We start from the raw sequence: 19,298 nt of genomic DNA, 5'->3' as shown, positions 1-19,298 counted from the left end.
TTTAAAGTGCAGCTAATATGCTGCACTTTATGGCATAAATAACAAGAGAGTGCTAATGGCAGTCAAAGTATTAGTTGTTGATGATTCAAGCTTTTTTCGTCGCAGAGTAAGCGAAATATTAGAGCAAGACAGCGACATTCAGGTAATAGGGTTTGCTGTAAATGGCCGCGAAGCAGTTGATAAAGCGCGTGAGCTAAAACCAGACGTTATTACAATGGATGTTGAAATGCCGGTACTTGACGGCATTAGTGCTGTTAAAGAAATTATGGCAGCAACGCCTACGCCAATATTAATGTTTTCTTCGTTAACCCGAGATGGTGCAACAGCCACGCTAGATGCACTGGACGCGGGGGCGCTTGATTTCTTGCCTAAAAAGTTTGAAGACATTGCAAGAAACAATGAAGAAGCGATTGCCTTACTACAAAATAAAGTAAAGGAAATAGGGCGTCGCCGTATTTCTCGTTTTACACGTCCTTTGACTTCACCTCGTCCGGCGTCCCCGACACCTGCAACTAGCACGCGAACTGGCGGCATTGTTCAGCCAGATCGTAGTTTTAGCCGTTCAACTCCCGCAGCGCCTTCGCCGTCGAGTAATGTTAGAGCGTCAGGGAAGCAGTACCAAGTTGTTGCAATTGGCACCTCGACAGGTGGCCCCGTTGCGCTGCAAACAATATTAACGCAACTACCTGCTAATTTTCCGCACCCCATATTACTTATTCAACATATGCCGGCTGCATTCACGCCAGCGTTTGCTGCACGTTTAAATGGCCTGTGTAAAATCAATGTGAAAGAAGCACAGCAGGGTGACAGACTGATGCCTGGCACTGCGTATTTAGCACCGGGTGGTCAGCAAATGCTGATAGAGGGACGTGGCTCTGCACGCACACTGCGTGTGTTTGAAGATGACAGTCCGCGTATTACCTATAAACCCAGTGTCGATGTGACATTTGCCAGTGCTGCAAAAGCATTTGGTGGTGATGTATTAGCGGTGGTGCTGACTGGTATGGGGGCTGATGGTCGTGATGGTGCTCGCATGCTGAAGCAAGTGGGAGCCACTATTTGGGCACAAGATGAAAAAACCAGTGTGGTTTATGGTATGCCACAGGCCGTTGCTAATGCGGGTTTAGCCAGTGAAAACCTAGCTCTTAATGATGTTGCTACACGCTTAATACGTGAGACTGGCTGTGGATAAGCTGTCTTTTCTTGGATTAATCGTTGCTATTTGTGCCATAACCTTCGGCTACGCGCTTGAGGGAGGGGTTGTTAGTGCTTTGTTCAATGGTCCTGCCTTAATTATTGTACTTGGGGGAACTTTAGGTGCGGTCATGCTGCAAACGCCAGGCAGTGTGTTTACTAAAACGCTGAAAATTAGTCACTGGGTGTTTTTTCCTCCTTATCATGATGTGGACGCCGCGATTGAGCAGGTGAAGCGGTGGTCACAAAAAGCGCGTCAAGAAGGGTATTTAGTTTTAGAGTCTGAAGCGCTTGCGCACCCAGACCCCTATGCTGCAAAAGGTTTAAGCTTGCTTGTTGATGGCGCCGGCGAAAATAAGCTCAGAGATACGCTAGAAATTGATTTAATGCTTGAACGCGAACGTCTGTTAGAAGTCAGTCGCGTGTATGAAGCAATGGGCGGCTATAGCCCCACAATTGGCATATTAGGGGCCGTGCTTGGCCTTATTCAGGCAATGCAATTTATTACTGACCCAGAAAAGTTAGGCGCAGGCGTTGCAACGGCGTTTATTGCGACGATTTACGGCGTCGGTTTAGCTAATTTATTGTTCCTGCCAATGGCAAATAAGCTAAAACAACAGATTGAACAAAAAATGCTGTATCACGAATTACTTGCTGAAGGCATTATTGCGATTGCTCAAGGCGAGAGCCCACTCAATATTGAACTTAAACTTGAGGCGTACCGTGTTGAACGTCCAAGCTTAGTCAGTGAGTAAGTTTTTATGATGCGCCGTCGTATGCGTCATACCACTCAAAAAAGCCAGCACACAGAGCGCTGGTTAGTCTCTTATGCAGACTACATGACTATCATGTTCGCTTTTTTTGTTGTTATGTACGCTATCGCTATTAGCAAGAATGAAGATTTTCAAATTTTGTCTGATTCGCTTGAGCAGGTGTTTGAAAAGTCAGCTCGCAAACAGGAGCAGGCAGGCACAGGCGTCAATGGGACGGGTATTTTAACTGACCGTGTGACCCCTGAAAACGATATTTTGTACGGTGAAAGTATACGTAAAGATGAGCAAGGCCCCGAGTTACTCGACGGTCAAAGTGAAACCAGCAATATAGATAAAAAGCACTTAGGTAAACCCCTTGATAGCTTGCTTACCAAGTTACAATCAGCATTAATCGATGAAATTCGGGATGGTGAGGCTAGTTTAGAGCTTCATCAAGATTGGCTTATCATAGAATTGAGCTCAGGCATGTTATTTTCATCGGGTAGCGCAGTTGCACAACAACGAGCAAAGGAAGTGGTTGCTCTAGTTAAAGAGATTATTGCCCCTGTTGATAACTATATTCGCGTTAGAGGCTACACGGATAACGAAGGTATCCGTAATGAAATGTTTCGTTCTAACTGGGAATTATCTGTTGCACGTGCCACGTCTATACTTGTTGAGCTTGAAAGTTTAGGAATAAACCCTGCACGAATGGCAATTGAAGGGTATGGCCAGTATTCACCGTTTGCCAGTAATGATACAGCACAAGGTCGAGCCGAAAATCGTAAAGTCGTGGTGGCATTATCTAAATACGGTTTACCGCCAGAGCCAAAGCAAAATAATGATCAACCAATGGATGTCGCACCTGAAGAGCCTGCTGAAATTGAGTTGCCAAGCAATGATAACACCATTAAAGTGATTCAATTACCCCATGGTGGGATTCGAATTACCACGCGCAATGAACAATAATAAGGTGTGATGTGAAAATTTGGACAGTAGCGAATCAAAAAGGTGGAGTAGGGAAGACAACAACAGCTGTTAGTCTTGCTGGTATTCTAGCATTACAAGGAAAGCGCGTTTTACTCATAGACACCGATCCGCATGCGTCACTTACTTATTATTTTGGCATTGATTCAGAAGAGCTGGAAGTCAGTGTTTATGATATTTTTGCCCGCGGCAATAGTATGGCAAGTGAAGAAATTTTACAGGCGCTGTGCCCTTCAACGCTTGAAAACCTTGATATAATGCCCGCGACCATGGCCATAGCAACGCTTGATAGAAGCATGGGCAACAAAAATGGCATGGGCCTTATTTTAAAAAAAGCACTGGCTAAAATTAGTGAGCATTATGATTACGCTATCATTGACTGCCCGCCAGTCCTTGGGGTGCTAATGGTTAATGCATTAGCTGCCAGTGAGCGTATTTTGGTTCCTGTGCAAACTGAATTCTTGGCATTGAAAGGGCTTGATAGAATGATGCGTACTATGGAGTTAATGCAAACTTCACAGTCGAAACAATACCAATATACAATTATCCCTACTATGTACGACAAGCGGACTAAAGCATCCCTTGAAGCCTATAAAACGTTGCAGGATAATTACAAAGACAAAGTGTGGTCTGGTGTAGTGCCGGTGGATACAAAATTTAGAGATGCGAGTTTGGCACAACAAGTGCCGATTCAATTTTGCCCGCGTTCACGCGGGGTTTTTGCATATCGCGCGTTACTTGATTTCTTAATTGCACAAGGTTAACGATGAGTAAGCATTTATTTGCCAATGAAAAAGTGATGACCCAATACTTGGGTGCCTTGCTGTGCGAAGATGAACCTGCTGAACAAAATCTAGAGCCTGTTGCAAAATTACTGGAGCAAGTAAAACAACCAAAAGTAGACATTGCTCCGCCAGAAGCGGCACCTGAACCCGAAATACCCCTAGTTGAACCGACTAAAGAGCTTGAGAAAACCGAGAACCAAGCTAATATCAAAGATATAGTCGAGAAATCTAGCAATGACATTGCAGCTAAAACGTCATCTGAACGTCAAGAAGACTATTTTGATGGTGAGTTTCAGGCTTTATTTTTTGAGGTGGCAGGGTTAACCCTTGCAGTGCCGTTAAAAGCATTAGGCGGTATCCATCAGCTTGCAGAGGTAAACCAATTATTTGGTAAGCCTAAGTGGTTTAAAGGGGTCATGCTTAACCGCGATGAAAAACTGAATGTGGTAGACACCGCTCGCTGGGTTATGCCAGAAAAGTATAATGAAAAGCTAGAACAATCACTAGATTATCAGTATTTAATCACCTTAGGTGATAGCCAATGGGGATTGTTGGCTGAAAAGCTCGTAAATAATATTACGCTTCGCAAAGAAGATGTAAAATGGCGAGCAAAATCAGGTAAGCGGCCTTGGCTTGCTGGGGTTATTAAAGAAAAAATGTGTGCCTTGATTGATGTTGAAAATTTATATCAATTGCTAGAGCAAGGCTTAGACAGCCGTGAGCAGTAACTATTATTACGGAGTAATAGCATGAGTGAAGAAAGACTACTGTCAGCGAATAAAAATGCTGATAGCAACGATGAAGTGTTACAGTGGGTAACCTTTAAACTTGAAGCAGAAACGTACGGCATTAACGTAATGCAAGTACAAGAAGTACTTCGCTATACCGAAATTGCTCCTGTACCAGGCGCGCCTTCTTATGTATTGGGCATTATTAACTTGCGTGGTAATGTTGTTACGGTTATCGATACGCGTGCACGTTTTGGCTTAATGGGTGCAGAAGTAACAGACAATTCGCGCATTGTTATTATTGAAGCCGAAAAACAAGTTATTGGTATTTTAGTCGACAGTGTGGCTGAAGTTGTTTATTTACGCAGCTCTGAAATCGACAGTGCGCCAAATATTGGCACTGAAGAGAGCGCTAAGTTTATCCAAGGCGTTTCAAACCGTGATGGTGAGTTATTGATCTTGGTTGATCTGAATAAGCTATTAAATGACGATGAGTGGGACGAGCTGAGCGCACTATAAAGCGTTTGGAAATTATATGCTGTTATACTCCTTGTTTGGTGCCTCAATCCTACTTGTATTAGTGTGTTTGGGGCTTATTTTTGTTAATAACAATAAACAATCCGCGGCTATTCAAGCAAAGCAAAAACAACTGCAAGAAACTCAACAACAACTGAGTATTCTGCGTAGTGAAGTGGCTGAAATGCGCGCAGGAATGCTAAGTATTGGCAAACGTGTTGTCGCAGTGGAAGAAAAAAGCCAAGAGCTTGAGCAACTGCAAGACGCACAAAAATATGATGATCCTAATGCGAAAATCTATTCGCGCGCGGTCAAAATGGTTGAACTGGGTGCTGATCTCGAAGAGATTATTCACGAATGTGAACTACCCAGAGCTGAAGCTGAGTTACTTATGTCGCTTCATAAACAAAAAGGTGCTTAAGAGCACCTTTTTGCCAACTTGCACTAATGCTTAATCATTTTGAGGGATTAAACCTGTCGCTAGCTGCGTTAAAAATGTCTGATTTACGACTGCATGGGTGCAGGAGGTAGGGCAGGAGCAATTGCCGAGAACAACTAAATAACGACATTTTTGCCTTGCCATCGACACCATTTTTTACCTGATATAGATTATACCAATCCGCAAAAATACTTAATCATTTTGAGTGATCAAACCAGTCGCTACCTGCGTTAAAAATTTCTGATTTAGAACAACTAAATAACTAAATTTTTGTCTTGTTATCAACGCGGTTTTATTGCCTCAAAATAGACCACTTAATTAAGCGGAATGGTATTACTTAATGATGTGAAAGGACGTTCCTTTTTAAGCCTGAATATTTAACTTGCCTTGAAAATCTTGCCAACCAGGGGGGAATTTACCGCGTAAAACATACGAAAAGGCAATAAGCTCAGCAATCACATAATAAAGCTCCTTCGGTATCTCTTCACCTAACTCAAGATGTGACAGTGTTTTTGCTAAATCAGCATCTTGATGAACTAAAATGCCTTTTTGTTCGCCAAGCTTCACAATTTCTTCTGCCAGCTCACCAAATCCTTTACAGGTTACTTTTGGCGAGTTTCCAGCTTCGTAGAGAAGACCAATGGCTGACTTATGTGTGTATTGTTCGCTCATTGAATATTAAACCTTTATGTTGATGATGGCATGCGATTTATAAAATGCCTGATGAGTCGTTGCACCTTGTTTTAAACTTAACTCTCCTACATTTAAACCATGACTAGCGAGCTTATGGCGCAGTGTATCTAAATGCGGGTGCGCTAGAGCGGTTACCTCTTGCGACGATGCAAGCAATTGGCAATCGACCGCGGTATCCATAACCTCAGCCGTTACTTGCAGTTTACCAAGCGTTGCAAAGTCAAAGTTTAACCTAACAAACCACACATTCTTGCTCTCGAGTTTATTTTTACTGGGTTTTTTGTATTGCCCAAGACTTATCTCTGTTTGCCCTGTTTCTGGGGGGAGTTTCATGGGTAAGAAAAATTGCGCGAGGGCGCTGGCATCTTGTTGCTGGTTAATCGGTGTTGCTTGCACTTGAGTGAGCGCTGTTTTTACTTGGCTTATTTCTGCGGCCATGGCTTGCAAGCTAGGTTGTTGAAGCTGTTCGAGTAACTTATTACTGTTCACGGCTTTAAAGTTAGGTACTAACACTTGTAAAAGTGCATCAAGCCCTGTTTGATTATTAAAACTAAGATTTGTAGGGGCTTGGCTTACGATGGGGGCCGCGAGTGTGGTTATAGCTAATTGTTCAAGCCCTTGAGTAAAACTGGCTTGTTGGCTTTGAGGTGTCAAACTTGAGGGCCTTATAATGCTCAGTAACTCACGCTCAATGGTTGAAGGGTGTACATTTTGATTTGATATCATTCTATTAAATGCTTGATTCACCAATCTATTTAAATCGACTGAGGGGGATTTGTTCTGCTCACTTAGTTCATTGATTTTTTGACTCAGCTGTACAGGAAGATCACTGACTGCGCTACTTTTGGTGTTAGGTAAAGGCAGTAACTTTGCAATTAACGCCGCCTCTAAAGGCCTAATGGGTTGTAATGGTTGCGCTAAGTTAGGCTCTTTCAACGCTAAATAAGGTGGCTGCATTTTTAATGTATTACTCGCATCTGTCAGCAGTTTGTCTAACTTGGGGTGTGTCAGCGCTGGTTGCGTTTTGATACTTGCTACATTACTTGGCGGCTGGGTCAGTGTCATTTGGTTTGCTGCAACAGGTTTAGCGTGAGGCTTTATTAATGGCGACTCTGTCCCCTGAGTTTTATTAGCCTCAGCGGGGATTAGTTTTTGTAATTCAATTGCTTGTTGACTATTGATGCGTGGAAAAACACTTGCTTTAATCAATTTAAATAGCTGAACAAGTGGCGCCGATTTAGTAAAGCTAACAGGCAGCATCGGGTTTTCGACCTGCGCTCGTATTGTAGCTGTTGTCCCTGAAGTGTTGGCTAAGGGGGCATGAGTCTTTGGTGCATCAGCCACAGCGGTTGCTGATGTTGGCTGATGGAATCGTGTTTCGGTTGGCCTGTTATTTTCAAAAGCCGCGAGTTTGACAATATCGAGTCGTTTAGCATTAAAGCCAAGCTGACTGATTGAGTCGGTTTTAGTGTTCAATGCAGCATCAAGTGAATTATTTGTGGCTTTATTTGCAGCGGGTAGTTTTTCGAAATAACGAACAGCATCGGTTATGCGCGTTTTTAGGTCGGCAAAACTGCCTTTTAACCATGAGCGAATCGGTGAGTCTGTGGTGCTTAGTGGCGTTAATTCAACATGCTGTTTAGGGGAGGCATTGCGCTGGCTTTGCAGTGCTTGAATAAAGGTCTCTGCGAGAGAGTTTTTAAGTGTTATTTGCTGTGCAGGCGCTTGGTTAATAAGCGTGATAGTGTCTTTAATTGCTTTAGGTGTCATTATTAAACTAAGCGGGCTTAACTGCCATTGAGCTTGAATATTTTTTACTTGCTTAGAGGGCAGAGTATTTAATGGCACTGTTAAGGAGGACGTTGGCTTTTCAGGTATGTTCAACTGCACTTGTTGCCCAGATAGCTTTAGGTTTAGCTCAGGTGTGAGTTTTGCCAAAAGTTCTGCGACCTTTTGCTGGCTAATGCTTTGTTGGTGAAGTGAATCACCAAAACGGTTAATGATTGTCAGCGAAAACTCGTTGTGTTTATTGCTGGCAGGCACTATCACAGCCTTGAGTGGGGTTTCTGTTTTTAAGAGTGCTGCAAGGGTGTTATTGAGTACAAATTCAGTATTGAGTACGGGTAATTGTAAAGCCGGCTTTTTTGCAGCAAGGTTTGCAGGTAAGGGAGCGGTTGTACGTGAGTCACCCTGTGTTAACAGATTAAGTAAAGCGTGTAACTGAGGCGCTTTACTCAGCGTCATTGTTACGGGTAAGGGTGATATTGTCAGTTGTTTACCATCGCTGCTTAATTGAATGGTTGCGGCTAAAAATTTCTCAAGTTGTGGGTTCGCTTGTTCTGTCGATAAGCGTAAGGTTTGCCAGCTGTTATTAATTAATACATCCATTTGCACAGTATGTTTAGTTACAACAATATTGCGTGCTGTTAAGTGCTGTTCTGTGAGTGCTTTTAACGCATCGTTGGGGTGTTGTTGACCAGCCGAATGTATGCCTTTTGGATCAAGGTTTAGGTGAGTGGTGAGAGTCAACTGGCTTTGTTTATTCATTATTTTAGATCAAATATAAGTTAATCGTTATAAAGCAATATTCGTATTACCCTATCATTATGGTAGACTAACGCCTAATTTTGGGTATAGAGAATCATCATCTTGTTACACATTAAGGCCGTCACCTGCATCAAGCAAGATCGTTGTTTGTTTGCGGATCTTAATTTCAGCTTGAAATCGGGGCAAATTATGCAGTTAGCTGGTCCGAATGGGGCTGGTAAAACATCATTATTGCGTATTATTGCTGGTTTCGCTATGCCAGATGAGGGCGATGTTTTATGGCAAGAGCGTTCGATTGCAAAATACTACGATGAGTATGCGCAATCGCTTTTATTTATCGGTCATAAAACAGGTGTGAATAGCCAACTGACGGCGCTTGAGAATGTGGCATTTTGGCTAAAGATTAATGGTTACGATACACAGCAAGATCTCTATCCTATCTTAGCCAAAATTGGTTTAGTAGGACTTGAAGATGTGCCAGTACGCATGCTCTCCGCAGGACAGCAACGTCGTGTGGCTTTAGTGCGACTATGGCTAAACAGTGCAAAGTTATGGATTTTAGATGAGCCATTTACAGCACTTGATAAAAGCGGTGTGGCATTTTTACAAGCACGATTCGTTGAACACTTAAATGCTGGTGGGGCTATTCTTCTCACTACGCACCAAGATTTAACGACACAGTTTAGTGACCTTAAAACGGTGACTTTGGAGTATCGCCACTGATGGTAAAGCAGCACTCTTATTGGCAACTGTTCTCTGCGGTTTTTTCAAAAGATCTTAAATTAGCGTTTCGTCAGCGTGCTGAAATCGTTAATCCTATTCTATTTTTTCTGATTGTTATCACTCTTTTCCCTCTGGCGATTGGACCTGAACCGGGTTTATTAGCACGAATGGCACCGGGTATTATTTGGGTCGCCGCATTACTTTCAACCATGCTTGGTTTAGACAAACTTTTTCGTGATGATTACCACGATGGCACATTAGAGCAGCTTATAGCTTCGTCATACCCGTTACCTTTGACAGTATTGGCTAAAGTGGCTGCTCATTGGGTGATTACGGGGCTGCCTTTGGTATTAATGACGCCAGTTTTCGCTTTGTTATTAAATTTAGAAAGTTCAGCACTTCTTGCTACAGTGCTAACCCTGTTATTGGGCACACCTTTGCTAAGCTTTATAGGCGCAATCGGTGCTGGACTCACGGTGGGTTTACAAAAAGGCGGCATTTTAATGAGCTTACTTGTGTTGCCTTTGTATATCCCAGTATTAATTTTTGCAACATCTGCTATCGACACCAGTTCAATGGAGCTTGCGTATAGTGGACAGCTTGCAATCCTTGGCGCCATGCTAATCGTTGCGATTTTAGCTGCGCCAATTGCCATATCGTCAGCATTGAAAGTGAGTGTAAGTTAATATGTGGAAGTGGTTACATCCCTACGCAAAAGCAGATCGTGCTTACCAATTGTGTAACACCTTACTGCCTTATTTCGCCGTCGTGACGGTGGTGTGTATGATTGTTGGATGGGTCTGGGGGCTGGCTTATGCACCTGCAGATTACCAACAAAAAGACAGCTACCGAATTATTTTTATCCATGTCCCATCTGCAATCTTATCGATGGGTGCTTATTCCTCTATGGCGATTGCCGCAGTGATCGCATTAGTATGGCAACTACGTAATGCTGAACTTGCAGTGATTGCAATTGCGCCTGTTGGAGCGTGTGTAACAGCAATCGCATTAATCACCGGAGCAGCCTGGGGTAAACCTATGTGGGGCGCTTGGTGGGTGTGGGATGCACGCTTAACGTCAGAGCTTATTCTGTTATTTTTATACTTAGGTGTGTTGTCGCTATACCATGCTTTTGAAGATAAGAAAGCCGCAGGGCGAGCCGCGTGTATTTTGGCCATTGTTGGGGTAATAAACCTCCCTATCATTCACTTCTCAGTTGAGTGGTGGAACACCCTTCACCAAGGTGCCACAATCACAAAGTTTGATACAAAAGCGATTGACCCAAGCATGTTTTGGCCATTAATGGTGAATATTGTTGCGTTTGCTGCCTTTGTCGGGACTGTGACGTTGATCCGTCTTAAAAATGAAATATTACAGCGTGAAAAGCACCGTCCGTGGGTGCGTCAAATGCTTGAGCGAGGTTAATCATGCAGTTTGATTCTTTTGCAGATTTTATTGCCATGGGAGGCTATGGCTTTTATGTGTGGTTGTCATTTGGCAGTTGTGCATTAATTTTACTTGGTATTTTAGTGAGTTCGTTAAACGATACGAAACGTATTTTCTCTTCAGTTAAGCAACAAGCACAACGAGAAGAGCGCATTAAAAAAGCGAAGCAAGAGGCAGGGCAATGAATCCAAGACGTAAAAAACGCTTATTAGCTGTTGTCGCCATCATTTTCGGTGTGGGTGCAACGATTGGTTTGGTGCTATATGCACTACAAGAAAACATTAATTTATTTTATACGCCGAGTGAGCTTGTTGATGGTAAAGGCCCTAACAAAGAAAAGCCGCACATAGGTCAAAAATTGCGTATTGGCGGTATGGTTGTACCAGGCTCTGTTGTGCGTGATGAATCAAGCCTTAAAGTCAGTTTTAAACTGATTGATACAGGCCCAATGGTGACAATTAATTACCAAGGCATCTTGCCAGACTTATTTCGTGAAGGCCAAGGGATTGTAGCCCAAGGGGTGCTTGTGAATGCCAACGAGATTGATGCGTTTGAAGTACTCGCTAAGCATGATGAAGAATACATGCCAGCGGAAGTTGCTGAAGCAGTGAAAGGTATCAAGCACGAAAAACCGACCTATAACTTAGAAAGCGGTAATTAATATGATCCCAGAACTCGGTTATTTTTCACTCACACTGGCCATGGTGCTCAGTGTCTTATTGTGTATTTTTCCATTGTGGGGTGCTCATACTGGTAATTTACGCCTGATGCGTGCGGCGCCCTCACTGGCAGTGGGCCAGTTTGTGTTTGTACTGCTCTCTTTTGCTGCGCTTATTTATGCCAGTTTAACTGATGATTTTACCGTTTCGTACGTAGCCTACCACTCAAGTAGCACCTTACCTTGGTATTACAAAATTACCTCGACGTGGGGGGGCCATGAAGGCGCTATTTTGTTGTGGTTAGTGATGCAAGCAGGGTGGACTGCGGTTGTTGCAATGCGTTCTAAATCATTGCCTTGGGTATTACGTGCGCGTGTACTGGGTGTTTTAGGCTTTTTAGGCGTGGGCTTTATGCTTTACACCTTGTTAATGTCGAGTCCATTTGAACGATTACTGCCTTATTTCCCTGTTGAAGGGCGAGATTTGAATCCACTTCTTCAAGATCCTGGCATGATTATCCACCCACCATTACTTTACATGGGCTATGTGGGTTTATCTGTGTCATTCGCGTTTGCGATTGCTGCACTCCTTATCGGCAAGCTTGATAATACGTGGGCAAAATGGTCTCGACCTTGGACAATGACAGCGTGGGGCTTTTTAACGTTTGGTATTACTATCGGCAGTTGGTGGGCATACTCAGAACTAGGCTGGGGTGGCTGGTGGTTCTGGGATCCAGTGGAAAATGCCTCGTTAATGCCGTGGCTTGTTGCCACCGCGTTATTGCATTCATTATCGACCACAGAAAAGCGTGGTGTATTTAAGTCGTGGACAGTACTACTGGCAATAGCTGCGTTTTCATTGAGCCTATTAGGCACCTTTATTGTGCGTTCAGGCATTATTGTTTCGGTGCATGCGTTTGCCTCAGACCCTAATCGCGGTATGTTCATATTGGCCTTTTTAGCGATTGTTGTTGGTGGCGGGTTGAGCCTGTATGCACTGCGCGTTTCTCAAGTGAAAAGTGAAGGGCGATATAAGTTTGCATCACGCGAAGTGGCACTGTGGCTTAATAATATCTTTCTCGTTGTAGCGACTTTAATCGTTCTGTTAGGTACGTTGTTACCTATGATCCATAAAGAGCTTGGTTTAGGCAGTATCTCTATTGGTGAACCATTCTTTAACAAGATGTTTGCTATTTTACTTGTTCCATTCGCTATTTTAATGGGAATTGGGCCGCTACTACGATGGAAACAAAATAAGTGGTCAATGCTACAAAATAAGCTTGCGTTATCAGCAGTAGTCAGTGTTGTTGCAACTGCTGCATGGCTGTACTCAAGCTATGATGTAGTGGCGCCAATCACGTTTATAGCCACAACGCTGGCGATATGGATTTTTGTCACAACGTTTGTCGATTTAGTGTCAAAAGTGACTATTCACACGACATTGTCTGAGGGCTTTAAACGTCTAGGTTTGAGTTATTGGGCGATGGTATTGGGTCATGTTGGTTTAGCATTTGTAATTGCAGGCGTTACCTTAACCTCTGCGTACTCAGTTGAGCGCGATGTATCGATGAAGCCGGGTGATAAAGTCGCGCTTAATGAATACCAGTATCGTTTTGACGGTGTTAAAGCAATCCGTGGTGCGAATTACAGTGGTCATGCAGGTGTGGTGACCGTGTTTAAAAACGACAAGCAAGTAACCGTCTTACATGCAGAAAAGCGTCGTTACGACATTGGCATGCAATTTATGACAGAAGCTGCGGTTGATGCAGGGTTTACTCGTGACTTGTATTTAGCGCTTGGTGAGCAACTTAGCCAAGGCGCGTGGTCGTTGCGTATTTACCACAAACCGTTTGTTCGTTGGATGTGGCTTGGTGGTATTTTAATTTCACTCGCGGGTTTCTTAGTCTTAGGCGATAAGCGTTACCGTCAAAAATCATTGAATGGGGAGGCCGCAGCATGAACCGAAAGTTGTTAGCATTAGCGCCTTTGCTGGTTTTTGTTTTACTGTGCGTATTTTTGTACCAAGGCTTATTTGCTAATCCACGTGAATTGCAAACAGGGCGTATTGGTCAAGCGATGCCTACTTTTAATTTGCCTGATTTAATGGATGAGTCTAAACGTTGGACAGACACTGATTTAAAAGGTGAAGTGTATCTTCTTAACGTATGGGGCACATGGTGCCCAACCTGTTTGGCTGAATTAGGCTACTTAACTGAGCTCAGAGAACAAGGCGTTAAAATTATCGGCTTGTACTATGAGCAAGGTTATGACCCTGACTTTGACGGTCAATTTGATATTAATGCGTTACGTGACGATGTCACGAGTATGCTCAATCGTGCTGGCGACCCATACCAGTTTAATATTTTAGACTTAAAACGCACCTTGGCTCTCGACTTAGGTGTATCGGGTGCCCCCGAAACCTTTTTAGTTGATAAACAAGGTACTATTTTACTTCACCATACTGGCGATATTAACCCGCGTGTATGGCGAGCTAAGTTTGCACCGTTAATGCAGGAGCTACAGCAATGAGGTGGGTGATTTTTTTAGTAAGCTTGCTGATCACGGTGAGTGCTTTTGCAGAGCAAGATAAATATCAATTTGATAATAACGAACAAGCAGCGCGTTTTAGTGAGTTAACGAAAGAGCTGCGTTGTCCTAAGTGCCAAAATCAAAATATTGCCGATTCAGATGCCGTTGTCGCAAAGGATCTCCGTGATAAAGTGTTGGCGCTCGTTAAAGATGGCAAAACCAAAGAGGAAGTGATTGATTACATGATTGATCGCTATGGCTATTTTGTTCACTACGATCCACCTGTTACACCAGCAACTTTAGTGTTGTGGGTGTTACCTGTATTGATTGTGGTGCTGGGTTTTGGCTTTATTGTTTTGCGTCAACGTAAAGCGTCGGTTAAACAAACTTGGACAACAGAAGACGAAGCGTTACTCGCTAAGTTAATTGAACAAAATCAACGTCAGGAGCAAAACTAAATGGCATTAATGTGGGCTTCTTTTGTTTTACTCACACTGATTGCATTGCTGTTTGTTGTGGTGCCGTTTTTTAAACGCGAACGTATTCAACGCCTTGATCACAATGCAAACTCGGAATTGATCCGAATTTATTACCAACGTTTAGAAGAATTGAAAGCTGATTTAGACAACCAGCGTATTGATAAAAATATGCACAGTGAATCGGTTATTGAGTTAAAGCGTCGTTTATTAAACGAGCTTTCGCCAGAAAAAGCACTGAATAGTAAAGGTAATAATCGTATTTTTGCACTAACCGGAACCGTGTTTTTAATTACATTAACGGTTATTTTCTACAGCTACACCGGCAGTCAGCAACAGATTAAAGGCTGGCACGATGCCATGGCAAACTTAAAGTCATATGGTGAGCGTGCAGTAATGCAAAGTGGTGAGCCTTTGACAGCAAATGAGCTACAAGCGTTTGCGTTAGCACTGCGTACTAAGCTTGATCAAAGCGGTGACGATGAAGTGGCTTGGATGCTGCTTGGACGTGTTGCTATGTCGTTGAATGAGTTCGACATGGCGATGCAGTCATTTGATAAAGTGTTGAAAATGAATCCTGATAACAAACAAGTGCTGATCAGTTACTCTCAGGTACTTTTAATGGAAGGCAGTGACGCAAACATGTCACGTGCTGCAACAATGTTATCTCGCGTGCTCAAGGCTGAGCCCACCAATATCGATGCTATTTCATTGTTAGCACTTATTGCGTATGAGCGTAAGGATTGGTTGCAAGCTAAAACTGCATTCGAAGTGTTACTTGCTAGTATGGAGCAAAATGATCCCCGTTATCCAATGATTGCACAGCGTATTGCTGAAATTGATGCACATTTAAATAATGAGCAACAAGTCGCAAGCGCTGGTGCAGTCAATGATAGCAACAGCGAGATTAAAATCACGGTCAATTTAGATGAATCACTTAGCAATAAACAACCTGAAAATGGCACTTTGTTTATTTTCGCAAAAGCAGCCAGTGGTCCACAAATGCCATTAGCTGTTGTGAAAATGACCGAGTATAGCTTTCCACTTGAGGTGACCCTCAGTGATAGTAATGCCATGGTTGATGGTTTAAATTTATCGAGTGTCGATAAAATTATTTTAACCGCGCGTTTATCAAAAGATGAGACTGTGGTAACTTCTAGCGGCGAGTTGGAAGGTAATTCGGATGTCTTAGAGCGTAAAAACGTTAAAGAATACGCGTTGCTAATTAATGAGTTAATACCGTAAGGATAGCCGATGTTTAGGCACAGTATATTTTTTATCTTTTTTGTAGTGCTAGCAGGATGCGCACAAATTCCTGAAGAAAAAGTTGATGAGCGTGACCCGTTACAGTCATTTAACCGTCCAATGTACGATTTTAATATGGACGTACTCGACGCGTACATTCTTCGCCCTGCAGCGGTTGGTTATGTGGCCGTTACGCCTATGCCGGTTAGACGCAGTATTGTGAATTTTACCGATAATATCACTGCACCAACAGACATGGTAAATGCGGGTCTTCAAGGCAAGCCTGGTAATATGGGAATTAGTCTGGCACGCTTTTTAGTCAATTCAACGGTCGGTTTGTTGGGTCTCTTCGATGTTGCTTCATCACTGGGGTTAGAGATAGTGGATGAAGATTTTGGCCAAACACTGGGTGTTTGGGGAGTTGGTGATGGTGCCTACTTAATGATCCCAGGCATGGGACCAAGTACAGCCCGTAATTTAACTGGTGATGTTGTCGATAACGTCGTATTACCAGAAATAGCCCTGACTACGCCGCAAACCGTATTGGTTTTTGTTTTAAAAGCAGTGGAGGCCCGTGCCTCATTGATAAACCAAGAAAGTTTATTAAATGAGTCGCTCGATCCGTATATCTTCGTAAAAGATGTCTATTTTCAGCGCCAGCTCTATGAGCTTCACGATGGCAATCCCCCCATCGAAAAAGAGCCTGATGACTTTGATGAAGACTTCTTAGAAAATCTTTAAAAAGTATCCCATAAAAAATGCCAGCATGAATGCTGGCATTTTTTATGGGGATGAAGCGGGGTGGTATTAGTCGCCAAACACAGCCATTTGTTCATTCGCCCAGTTAACAGCGTCATGGTATGCATCGGGAACTTCTTCAGGCTTCAGACCAAGTGCTTGCTGTATTTCATTGGCGTTTTGCCAATTAGCTTGCTCATATTGTTTTACCAAGCGTAAATAACTGGCTAAAAGGCCTTCGTCTTTAAGAAGCGCAACTTTAATGTCGTTTGCCAACGGCAACTTATTCATTACGCTAGACATCTCTTCATCTAAAATAGCGTCCATTAAGGACATCATACCGGTTAAAAATGCCATTCCTGTATCACGGAATTTTCCGTGACTGATTGCCAATAACTCTGCAAATCGAGCACGAGTGAGTGATAATCGAATAAGCTCTGCAGGCTTATCAGCAGCGACTTGTGCAGCAAAAAGTAGCGATAAGAAGCGTTTAATTTCTTCACTGCCCAATACAATAAGTGCTTGTTTAATAGTGCTTATTTCTGCACGGCGTTTAAACGCGGCTGAATTTGAGTAACGTAATAATTTATAAGATAAATTAACATCACGCTCAAAGACTTCAGTGATTTTCTTAAGGTTTAGATCAACACTCGATGTTTCGTATAAAAGCTCAGCAAGCGCCATCTCTGAAGGAGGCAGCGTTTTACTTTGTACCATTTCAGGTTTTGAAAAAAAGAAACCTTGGAAATAACTAAACCCTAGGTCGAGAGCAAGTTGATACTTTTCGTGGGTTTCTACTTTCTCAGCAAGTAATTTTATATGAGGGAAAGGCTTTATTGCCTCAATTACCTCTTTAATTGACTCGGCCTCGGAGCTTAAAAAGTCGATTTTAATAATATCGATAAACGGATAAAAATGACGCCAAACAGGTTGATGAATATAGTCATCAAGGGCAAGTGTATAGCCTTTTTCTTTTAAATCTTTGACTAAAGCAAGCAGGCGTTTTCCCGGTTGAATTGTTTCAAGGATTTCGACAACAACGTGGTCTTTACCTAATAACAGCGGATAGCCTTTTTGTAAGGTGTCTAAAGTAAAGTTAATAAAAGCGGGTTTATTGTCGGTTAAATCTTCTAAGCCGAAATTAAACTGGCTCCCTTCAATAAGCCGTGAAGTTGCTTCATCGCCATCGATGTCTGGAAACACATTATCTACACCATCCCGAAAGAGGAGCTCGTAGCCTATGAGTTTCTTTTCCTTATCTAAAATCGGTTGGCGCGCAGCGTAAAAATACATAATTGAAGCAAGTCCACATCTGTTAATTCATTTCCTTCCCGCAATATATTGCATTGAGCTTAAAATAGCATTAGTTAAATAAATTTTATGCGGGAAACGTAATTTTATTCTCTTGTTCAAGACCTTAAGACTAAGATAAATTGTGCTTAAATTCTATAACTTGAATTAAATATCAGAAAAATTGTTAGCAAACCGTTGTTATTGTAAATTAGGGTATACGGATTTAATGGTTGATGGGGCACCTTTACCCCACCAACCTGATACCATTATCAGATGGTTGATAGATCGACTCCGTAGTTGAGTTCCTCTGCGAAGTCCGGCAGTCCGTAACCGATGGTTTTCTTGTAGAAAGGAGAGACCTTCGCAGTCGGTGCCTTCTTCTTGTGCTTCGTGGTGTAGAGCATTCGTGCCCGCATCACCTCGAAGGAGTAACCGCGCCCTTCACGGTTCTTGTCCTTGGCCAGTCGGTTGATGGACTCCGTGTAAGCGTTGGTGACGGGCATGTCCGTCTCGAAGTAGGTCATGGTCTCTTCGCGCCAGTTTCCCACTGCCCTGACCAGATCGCTCCAGACTTCCTTTTGGCCCTTCGGGATGGTGGCTATCCACTCGTCCAGGGCGGCTTCTGCCTGGAGCCGTGTGGTGGCGTCCCAGATGCCGTAGAAGCGCTCCTTGTGCTCGTAGGCGGCCAGCAGTTGCGGGAACGCGCCTGTCCAGGTCTCCATGATGAGGCGCTCCCGGTCTGAGACTTCGTGAGCGCGTTTCAGCAGGATTTTCCGGTCTCCCTTGAGAGTCCGGCTCTGGGACGGTTTCAGCTCCTTTCTGAGGCCCTTGCGCACTCTCTCTAGGGCATCGTTGGCCATGCGCACCACATGGAACTTATCGACCACGATACGGGCCTGGGGCAGCACAGCCTTGACCGCTGCCCGGTAGGGGTTCCACATGTCCATGCTGACGATCTCGACCTTCTGCCGGTCTTTCAGCTTCATCAGGTAGTTGGTCACCACGTCCTGGCGGCGGGTGGCCAGCAGGTCGAGCAGGGTTCGCTCCTCAATGTTGGTCAGAATGCAGCGGTAGCGCTTGTTCAGGTATAGCTCGTCAATGCCCAGGATGCGGGGCGTCTCGAAGCGGTGCCAGCGCCCCAGGAACTCGGCGCGGGCGTTGAAGATGTCGCGCACCGTCTTCTCGTCCAGGCCGGTCTGTGCCGCCACAAAGGTGTAGGGGTGGTTGAAGGATTCCTTCTCCACGTACTCATGCAGCCGCAGTGTCATACGGAATCCGTCCACCATCTCCGGTAGCTGGGGCCTGAATGTTGTCTTGCAGGCCCGGCAGGTGTATCGGCGGCGGACCACCCAGAGAGTGACCCGCTTGCCGTGGATGGGCAGATCACGATAGGGAACGTCACGCTTGCCGAACCGCACGAACTCACCCTGCACGCCGCACCCCTCGCAGGCTACTGGTGTAGGTGCTTCAAGCCGAAAATGTATGTCTTCATTCTGCTCATCAGAATCCACCAACTGGTACCCAGGAAGGCTTAACGAATTAATCATCT

At 43.8% G+C, this 19,298-nt stretch carries 21 protein-coding genes; 17 read left to right on the top strand and 4 right to left on the bottom strand.

Annotated features, from left to right (window positions below):
• The first annotated feature begins 55 nt into the window (after positions 1 to 55).
• From LPA49_RS14995 to LPA49_RS14965, 7 genes are read left to right on the top strand one after another with little or no spacing between them, the layout of a single operon-like run.
• Positions 56 to 1,192, top strand: a complete 1,137-nt coding sequence (locus tag LPA49_RS14995) for a chemotaxis response regulator protein-glutamate methylesterase (protein ID WP_065978754.1) — start codon at positions 56 to 58, stop codon at positions 1,190 to 1,192.
• A complete protein-coding gene (locus LPA49_RS14990; RefSeq protein WP_065978755.1) occupies positions 1,185 to 1,949 on the top strand; it encodes a flagellar motor protein in 765 nt (254 codons plus the stop codon). The genes LPA49_RS14995 and LPA49_RS14990 overlap by 8 nt, the downstream gene beginning before the upstream one ends.
• Before the next feature lie 6 nt (positions 1,950 to 1,955).
• On the top strand, positions 1,956 to 2,915 hold the full coding sequence (locus LPA49_RS14985; RefSeq protein WP_065978756.1) for a flagellar motor protein MotB: 960 nt from the start codon (positions 1,956 to 1,958) through the stop codon (positions 2,913 to 2,915).
• Positions 2,916 to 2,926: 11 nt separating this feature from the next.
• A complete protein-coding gene (locus tag LPA49_RS14980; protein WP_036970071.1) occupies positions 2,927 to 3,697 on the top strand; it encodes a ParA family protein in 771 nt (256 codons plus the stop codon).
• 2 nt (positions 3,698 to 3,699) lie between these two features.
• Entirely contained in the window at positions 3,700 to 4,446 is a 747-nt protein-coding gene (locus LPA49_RS14975; RefSeq protein ID WP_036970068.1) for a chemotaxis protein CheW, read from the top strand.
• 21 nt (positions 4,447 to 4,467) lie between these two features.
• Entirely contained in the window at positions 4,468 to 4,965 is a 498-nt protein-coding gene (locus LPA49_RS14970) for a chemotaxis protein CheW (RefSeq protein ID WP_036970065.1), read from the top strand.
• Between the two features lie 16 nt (positions 4,966 to 4,981).
• Entirely contained in the window at positions 4,982 to 5,383 is a 402-nt protein-coding gene (locus LPA49_RS14965) for a DUF2802 domain-containing protein (RefSeq protein ID WP_036970062.1), read from the top strand.
• A 381-nt stretch (positions 5,384 to 5,764) separates the two neighbouring features.
• Here the strand turns inward: LPA49_RS14965 and LPA49_RS14960 are convergent, their stop codons facing one another.
• On the bottom strand, positions 5,765 to 6,073 hold the full coding sequence (locus LPA49_RS14960) for an EscU/YscU/HrcU family type III secretion system export apparatus switch protein (RefSeq protein WP_036970060.1): 309 nt from the start codon (positions 6,071 to 6,073) through the stop codon (positions 5,765 to 5,767).
• Between the two features lie 6 nt (positions 6,074 to 6,079).
• Positions 6,080 to 8,641 (bottom strand): flagellar hook-length control protein FliK, encoded by a 2,562-nt coding sequence (locus LPA49_RS14955; protein WP_230236979.1) that lies wholly within the window; start codon positions 8,639 to 8,641, stop codon positions 6,080 to 6,082.
• A 102-nt stretch (positions 8,642 to 8,743) separates the two neighbouring features.
• Between LPA49_RS14955 and ccmA the strand changes: the two genes are divergently transcribed.
• Genes ccmA through LPA49_RS14905 form a run of 10 tightly spaced genes read left to right on the top strand, consistent with a single transcriptional unit; the run spans position 8,744 to position 16,459 of the window.
• A complete protein-coding gene (gene ccmA, locus LPA49_RS14950) occupies positions 8,744 to 9,364 on the top strand; it encodes a cytochrome c biogenesis heme-transporting ATPase CcmA (protein ID WP_196857647.1) in 621 nt (206 codons plus the stop codon).
• Positions 9,364 to 10,050: a heme exporter protein CcmB gene (gene ccmB / locus LPA49_RS14945; RefSeq protein WP_036970055.1), complete on the top strand. Its 687-nt coding sequence runs from the start codon at positions 9,364 to 9,366 to the stop codon at positions 10,048 to 10,050. The genes ccmA and ccmB overlap by 1 nt, the downstream gene beginning before the upstream one ends.
• A 1-nt stretch (position 10,051) precedes the next feature.
• On the top strand, positions 10,052 to 10,789 hold the full coding sequence (locus tag LPA49_RS14940; RefSeq protein ID WP_036970052.1) for a heme ABC transporter permease: 738 nt from the start codon (positions 10,052 to 10,054) through the stop codon (positions 10,787 to 10,789).
• Between the two features lie 2 nt (positions 10,790 to 10,791).
• Positions 10,792 to 10,995, top strand: a complete 204-nt coding sequence (ccmD, locus tag LPA49_RS14935; RefSeq protein ID WP_036970047.1) for a heme exporter protein CcmD — start codon at positions 10,792 to 10,794, stop codon at positions 10,993 to 10,995.
• Complete coding sequence (gene ccmE / locus LPA49_RS14930) at positions 10,992 to 11,471, top strand: cytochrome c maturation protein CcmE (protein WP_036970044.1); 480 nt, start codon at positions 10,992 to 10,994, stop codon at positions 11,469 to 11,471. The genes ccmD and ccmE overlap by 4 nt, the downstream gene beginning before the upstream one ends.
• Position 11,472: 1 nt before the next feature.
• Complete coding sequence (locus tag LPA49_RS14925) at positions 11,473 to 13,428, top strand: heme lyase CcmF/NrfE family subunit (RefSeq protein WP_230236975.1); 1,956 nt, start codon at positions 11,473 to 11,475, stop codon at positions 13,426 to 13,428.
• Positions 13,425 to 13,997, top strand: a complete 573-nt coding sequence (locus LPA49_RS14920) for a DsbE family thiol:disulfide interchange protein (RefSeq protein ID WP_065978760.1) — start codon at positions 13,425 to 13,427, stop codon at positions 13,995 to 13,997. Before LPA49_RS14925 ends, LPA49_RS14920 begins: the two co-directional genes overlap by 4 nt.
• Entirely contained in the window at positions 13,994 to 14,455 is a 462-nt protein-coding gene (locus LPA49_RS14915; RefSeq protein ID WP_036970035.1) for a cytochrome c-type biogenesis protein, read from the top strand. Before LPA49_RS14920 ends, LPA49_RS14915 begins: the two co-directional genes overlap by 4 nt.
• The gene (gene ccmI / locus LPA49_RS14910) at positions 14,456 to 15,718 is read left to right on the top strand and encodes a c-type cytochrome biogenesis protein CcmI (protein ID WP_074988670.1); all 1,263 of its coding nucleotides are present in this window, start codon (positions 14,456 to 14,458) and stop codon (positions 15,716 to 15,718) included.
• Positions 15,719 to 15,727: 9 nt separating this feature from the next.
• Positions 15,728 to 16,459 (top strand): VacJ family lipoprotein, encoded by a 732-nt coding sequence (locus LPA49_RS14905; protein WP_036970030.1) that lies wholly within the window; start codon positions 15,728 to 15,730, stop codon positions 16,457 to 16,459.
• A gap of 66 nt (positions 16,460 to 16,525) precedes the next feature.
• Here the strand turns inward: LPA49_RS14905 and LPA49_RS14900 are convergent, their stop codons facing one another.
• The gene (locus tag LPA49_RS14900; protein WP_036970026.1) at positions 16,526 to 17,749 is read right to left on the bottom strand and encodes an EAL and HDOD domain-containing protein; all 1,224 of its coding nucleotides are present in this window, start codon (positions 17,747 to 17,749) and stop codon (positions 16,526 to 16,528) included.
• A 269-nt stretch (positions 17,750 to 18,018) separates the two neighbouring features.
• Complete coding sequence (locus tag LPA49_RS14895; RefSeq protein WP_000610830.1) at positions 18,019 to 19,296, bottom strand: ISL3 family transposase; 1,278 nt, start codon at positions 19,294 to 19,296, stop codon at positions 18,019 to 18,021.
• Between the last annotated feature and the right edge of the window lie 2 nt (positions 19,297 to 19,298).

Origin of the sequence: Pseudoalteromonas sp. MB41 (genome assembly GCF_020966275.1) — a bacterium.
Taxonomy (GTDB): Bacteria; Pseudomonadota; Gammaproteobacteria; order Enterobacterales; family Alteromonadaceae; genus Pseudoalteromonas; species Pseudoalteromonas lipolytica.
The sequence above is the reverse complement of the archived record's forward strand: the minus strand, read 5'-3'. Positions and strand labels throughout refer to the sequence as shown.

Excerpts from the sequence above, each read along its gene's own strand:
- LPA49_RS14905 (WP_036970030.1), top strand. The coding sequence starts at position 15,728 with ATGTTTAGGCACAGTATATTTTTTATCTTTTTTGTAGTGCTAGCAGGA.
- LPA49_RS14985 (WP_065978756.1), top strand. The coding sequence starts at position 1,956 with ATGATGCGCCGTCGTATGCGTCATACCACTCAAAAAAGCCAGCACACA.
- LPA49_RS14915 (WP_036970035.1), top strand. The coding sequence starts at position 13,994 with ATGAGGTGGGTGATTTTTTTAGTAAGCTTGCTGATCACGGTGAGTGCT.
- LPA49_RS14940 (WP_036970052.1), top strand. The coding sequence starts at position 10,052 with ATGTGGAAGTGGTTACATCCCTACGCAAAAGCAGATCGTGCTTACCAA.
- ccmE (WP_036970044.1), top strand. The coding sequence starts at position 10,992 with ATGAATCCAAGACGTAAAAAACGCTTATTAGCTGTTGTCGCCATCATT.
- LPA49_RS14960 (WP_036970060.1), bottom strand. The coding sequence starts at position 6,073 with ATGAGCGAACAATACACACATAAGTCAGCCATTGGTCTTCTCTACGAA.
- LPA49_RS14900 (WP_036970026.1), bottom strand. The coding sequence starts at position 17,749 with ATGTATTTTTACGCTGCGCGCCAACCGATTTTAGATAAGGAAAAGAAA.
- LPA49_RS14970 (WP_036970065.1), top strand. The coding sequence starts at position 4,468 with ATGAGTGAAGAAAGACTACTGTCAGCGAATAAAAATGCTGATAGCAAC.
- LPA49_RS14975 (WP_036970068.1), top strand. The coding sequence starts at position 3,700 with ATGAGTAAGCATTTATTTGCCAATGAAAAAGTGATGACCCAATACTTG.
- LPA49_RS14925 (WP_230236975.1), top strand. The coding sequence starts at position 11,473 with ATGATCCCAGAACTCGGTTATTTTTCACTCACACTGGCCATGGTGCTC.
- LPA49_RS14920 (WP_065978760.1), top strand. The coding sequence starts at position 13,425 with ATGAACCGAAAGTTGTTAGCATTAGCGCCTTTGCTGGTTTTTGTTTTA.
- ccmD (WP_036970047.1), top strand. The coding sequence starts at position 10,792 with ATGCAGTTTGATTCTTTTGCAGATTTTATTGCCATGGGAGGCTATGGC.
- LPA49_RS14955 (WP_230236979.1), bottom strand. The coding sequence starts at position 8,641 with ATGAATAAACAAAGCCAGTTGACTCTCACCACTCACCTAAACCTTGAT.
- LPA49_RS14895 (WP_000610830.1), bottom strand. The coding sequence starts at position 19,296 with ATGATTAATTCGTTAAGCCTTCCTGGGTACCAGTTGGTGGATTCTGAT.
- ccmB (WP_036970055.1), top strand. The coding sequence starts at position 9,364 with ATGGTAAAGCAGCACTCTTATTGGCAACTGTTCTCTGCGGTTTTTTCA.
- LPA49_RS14995 (WP_065978754.1), top strand. The coding sequence starts at position 56 with ATGGCAGTCAAAGTATTAGTTGTTGATGATTCAAGCTTTTTTCGTCGC.
- LPA49_RS14965 (WP_036970062.1), top strand. The coding sequence starts at position 4,982 with ATGCTGTTATACTCCTTGTTTGGTGCCTCAATCCTACTTGTATTAGTG.
- ccmI (WP_074988670.1), top strand. The coding sequence starts at position 14,456 with ATGGCATTAATGTGGGCTTCTTTTGTTTTACTCACACTGATTGCATTG.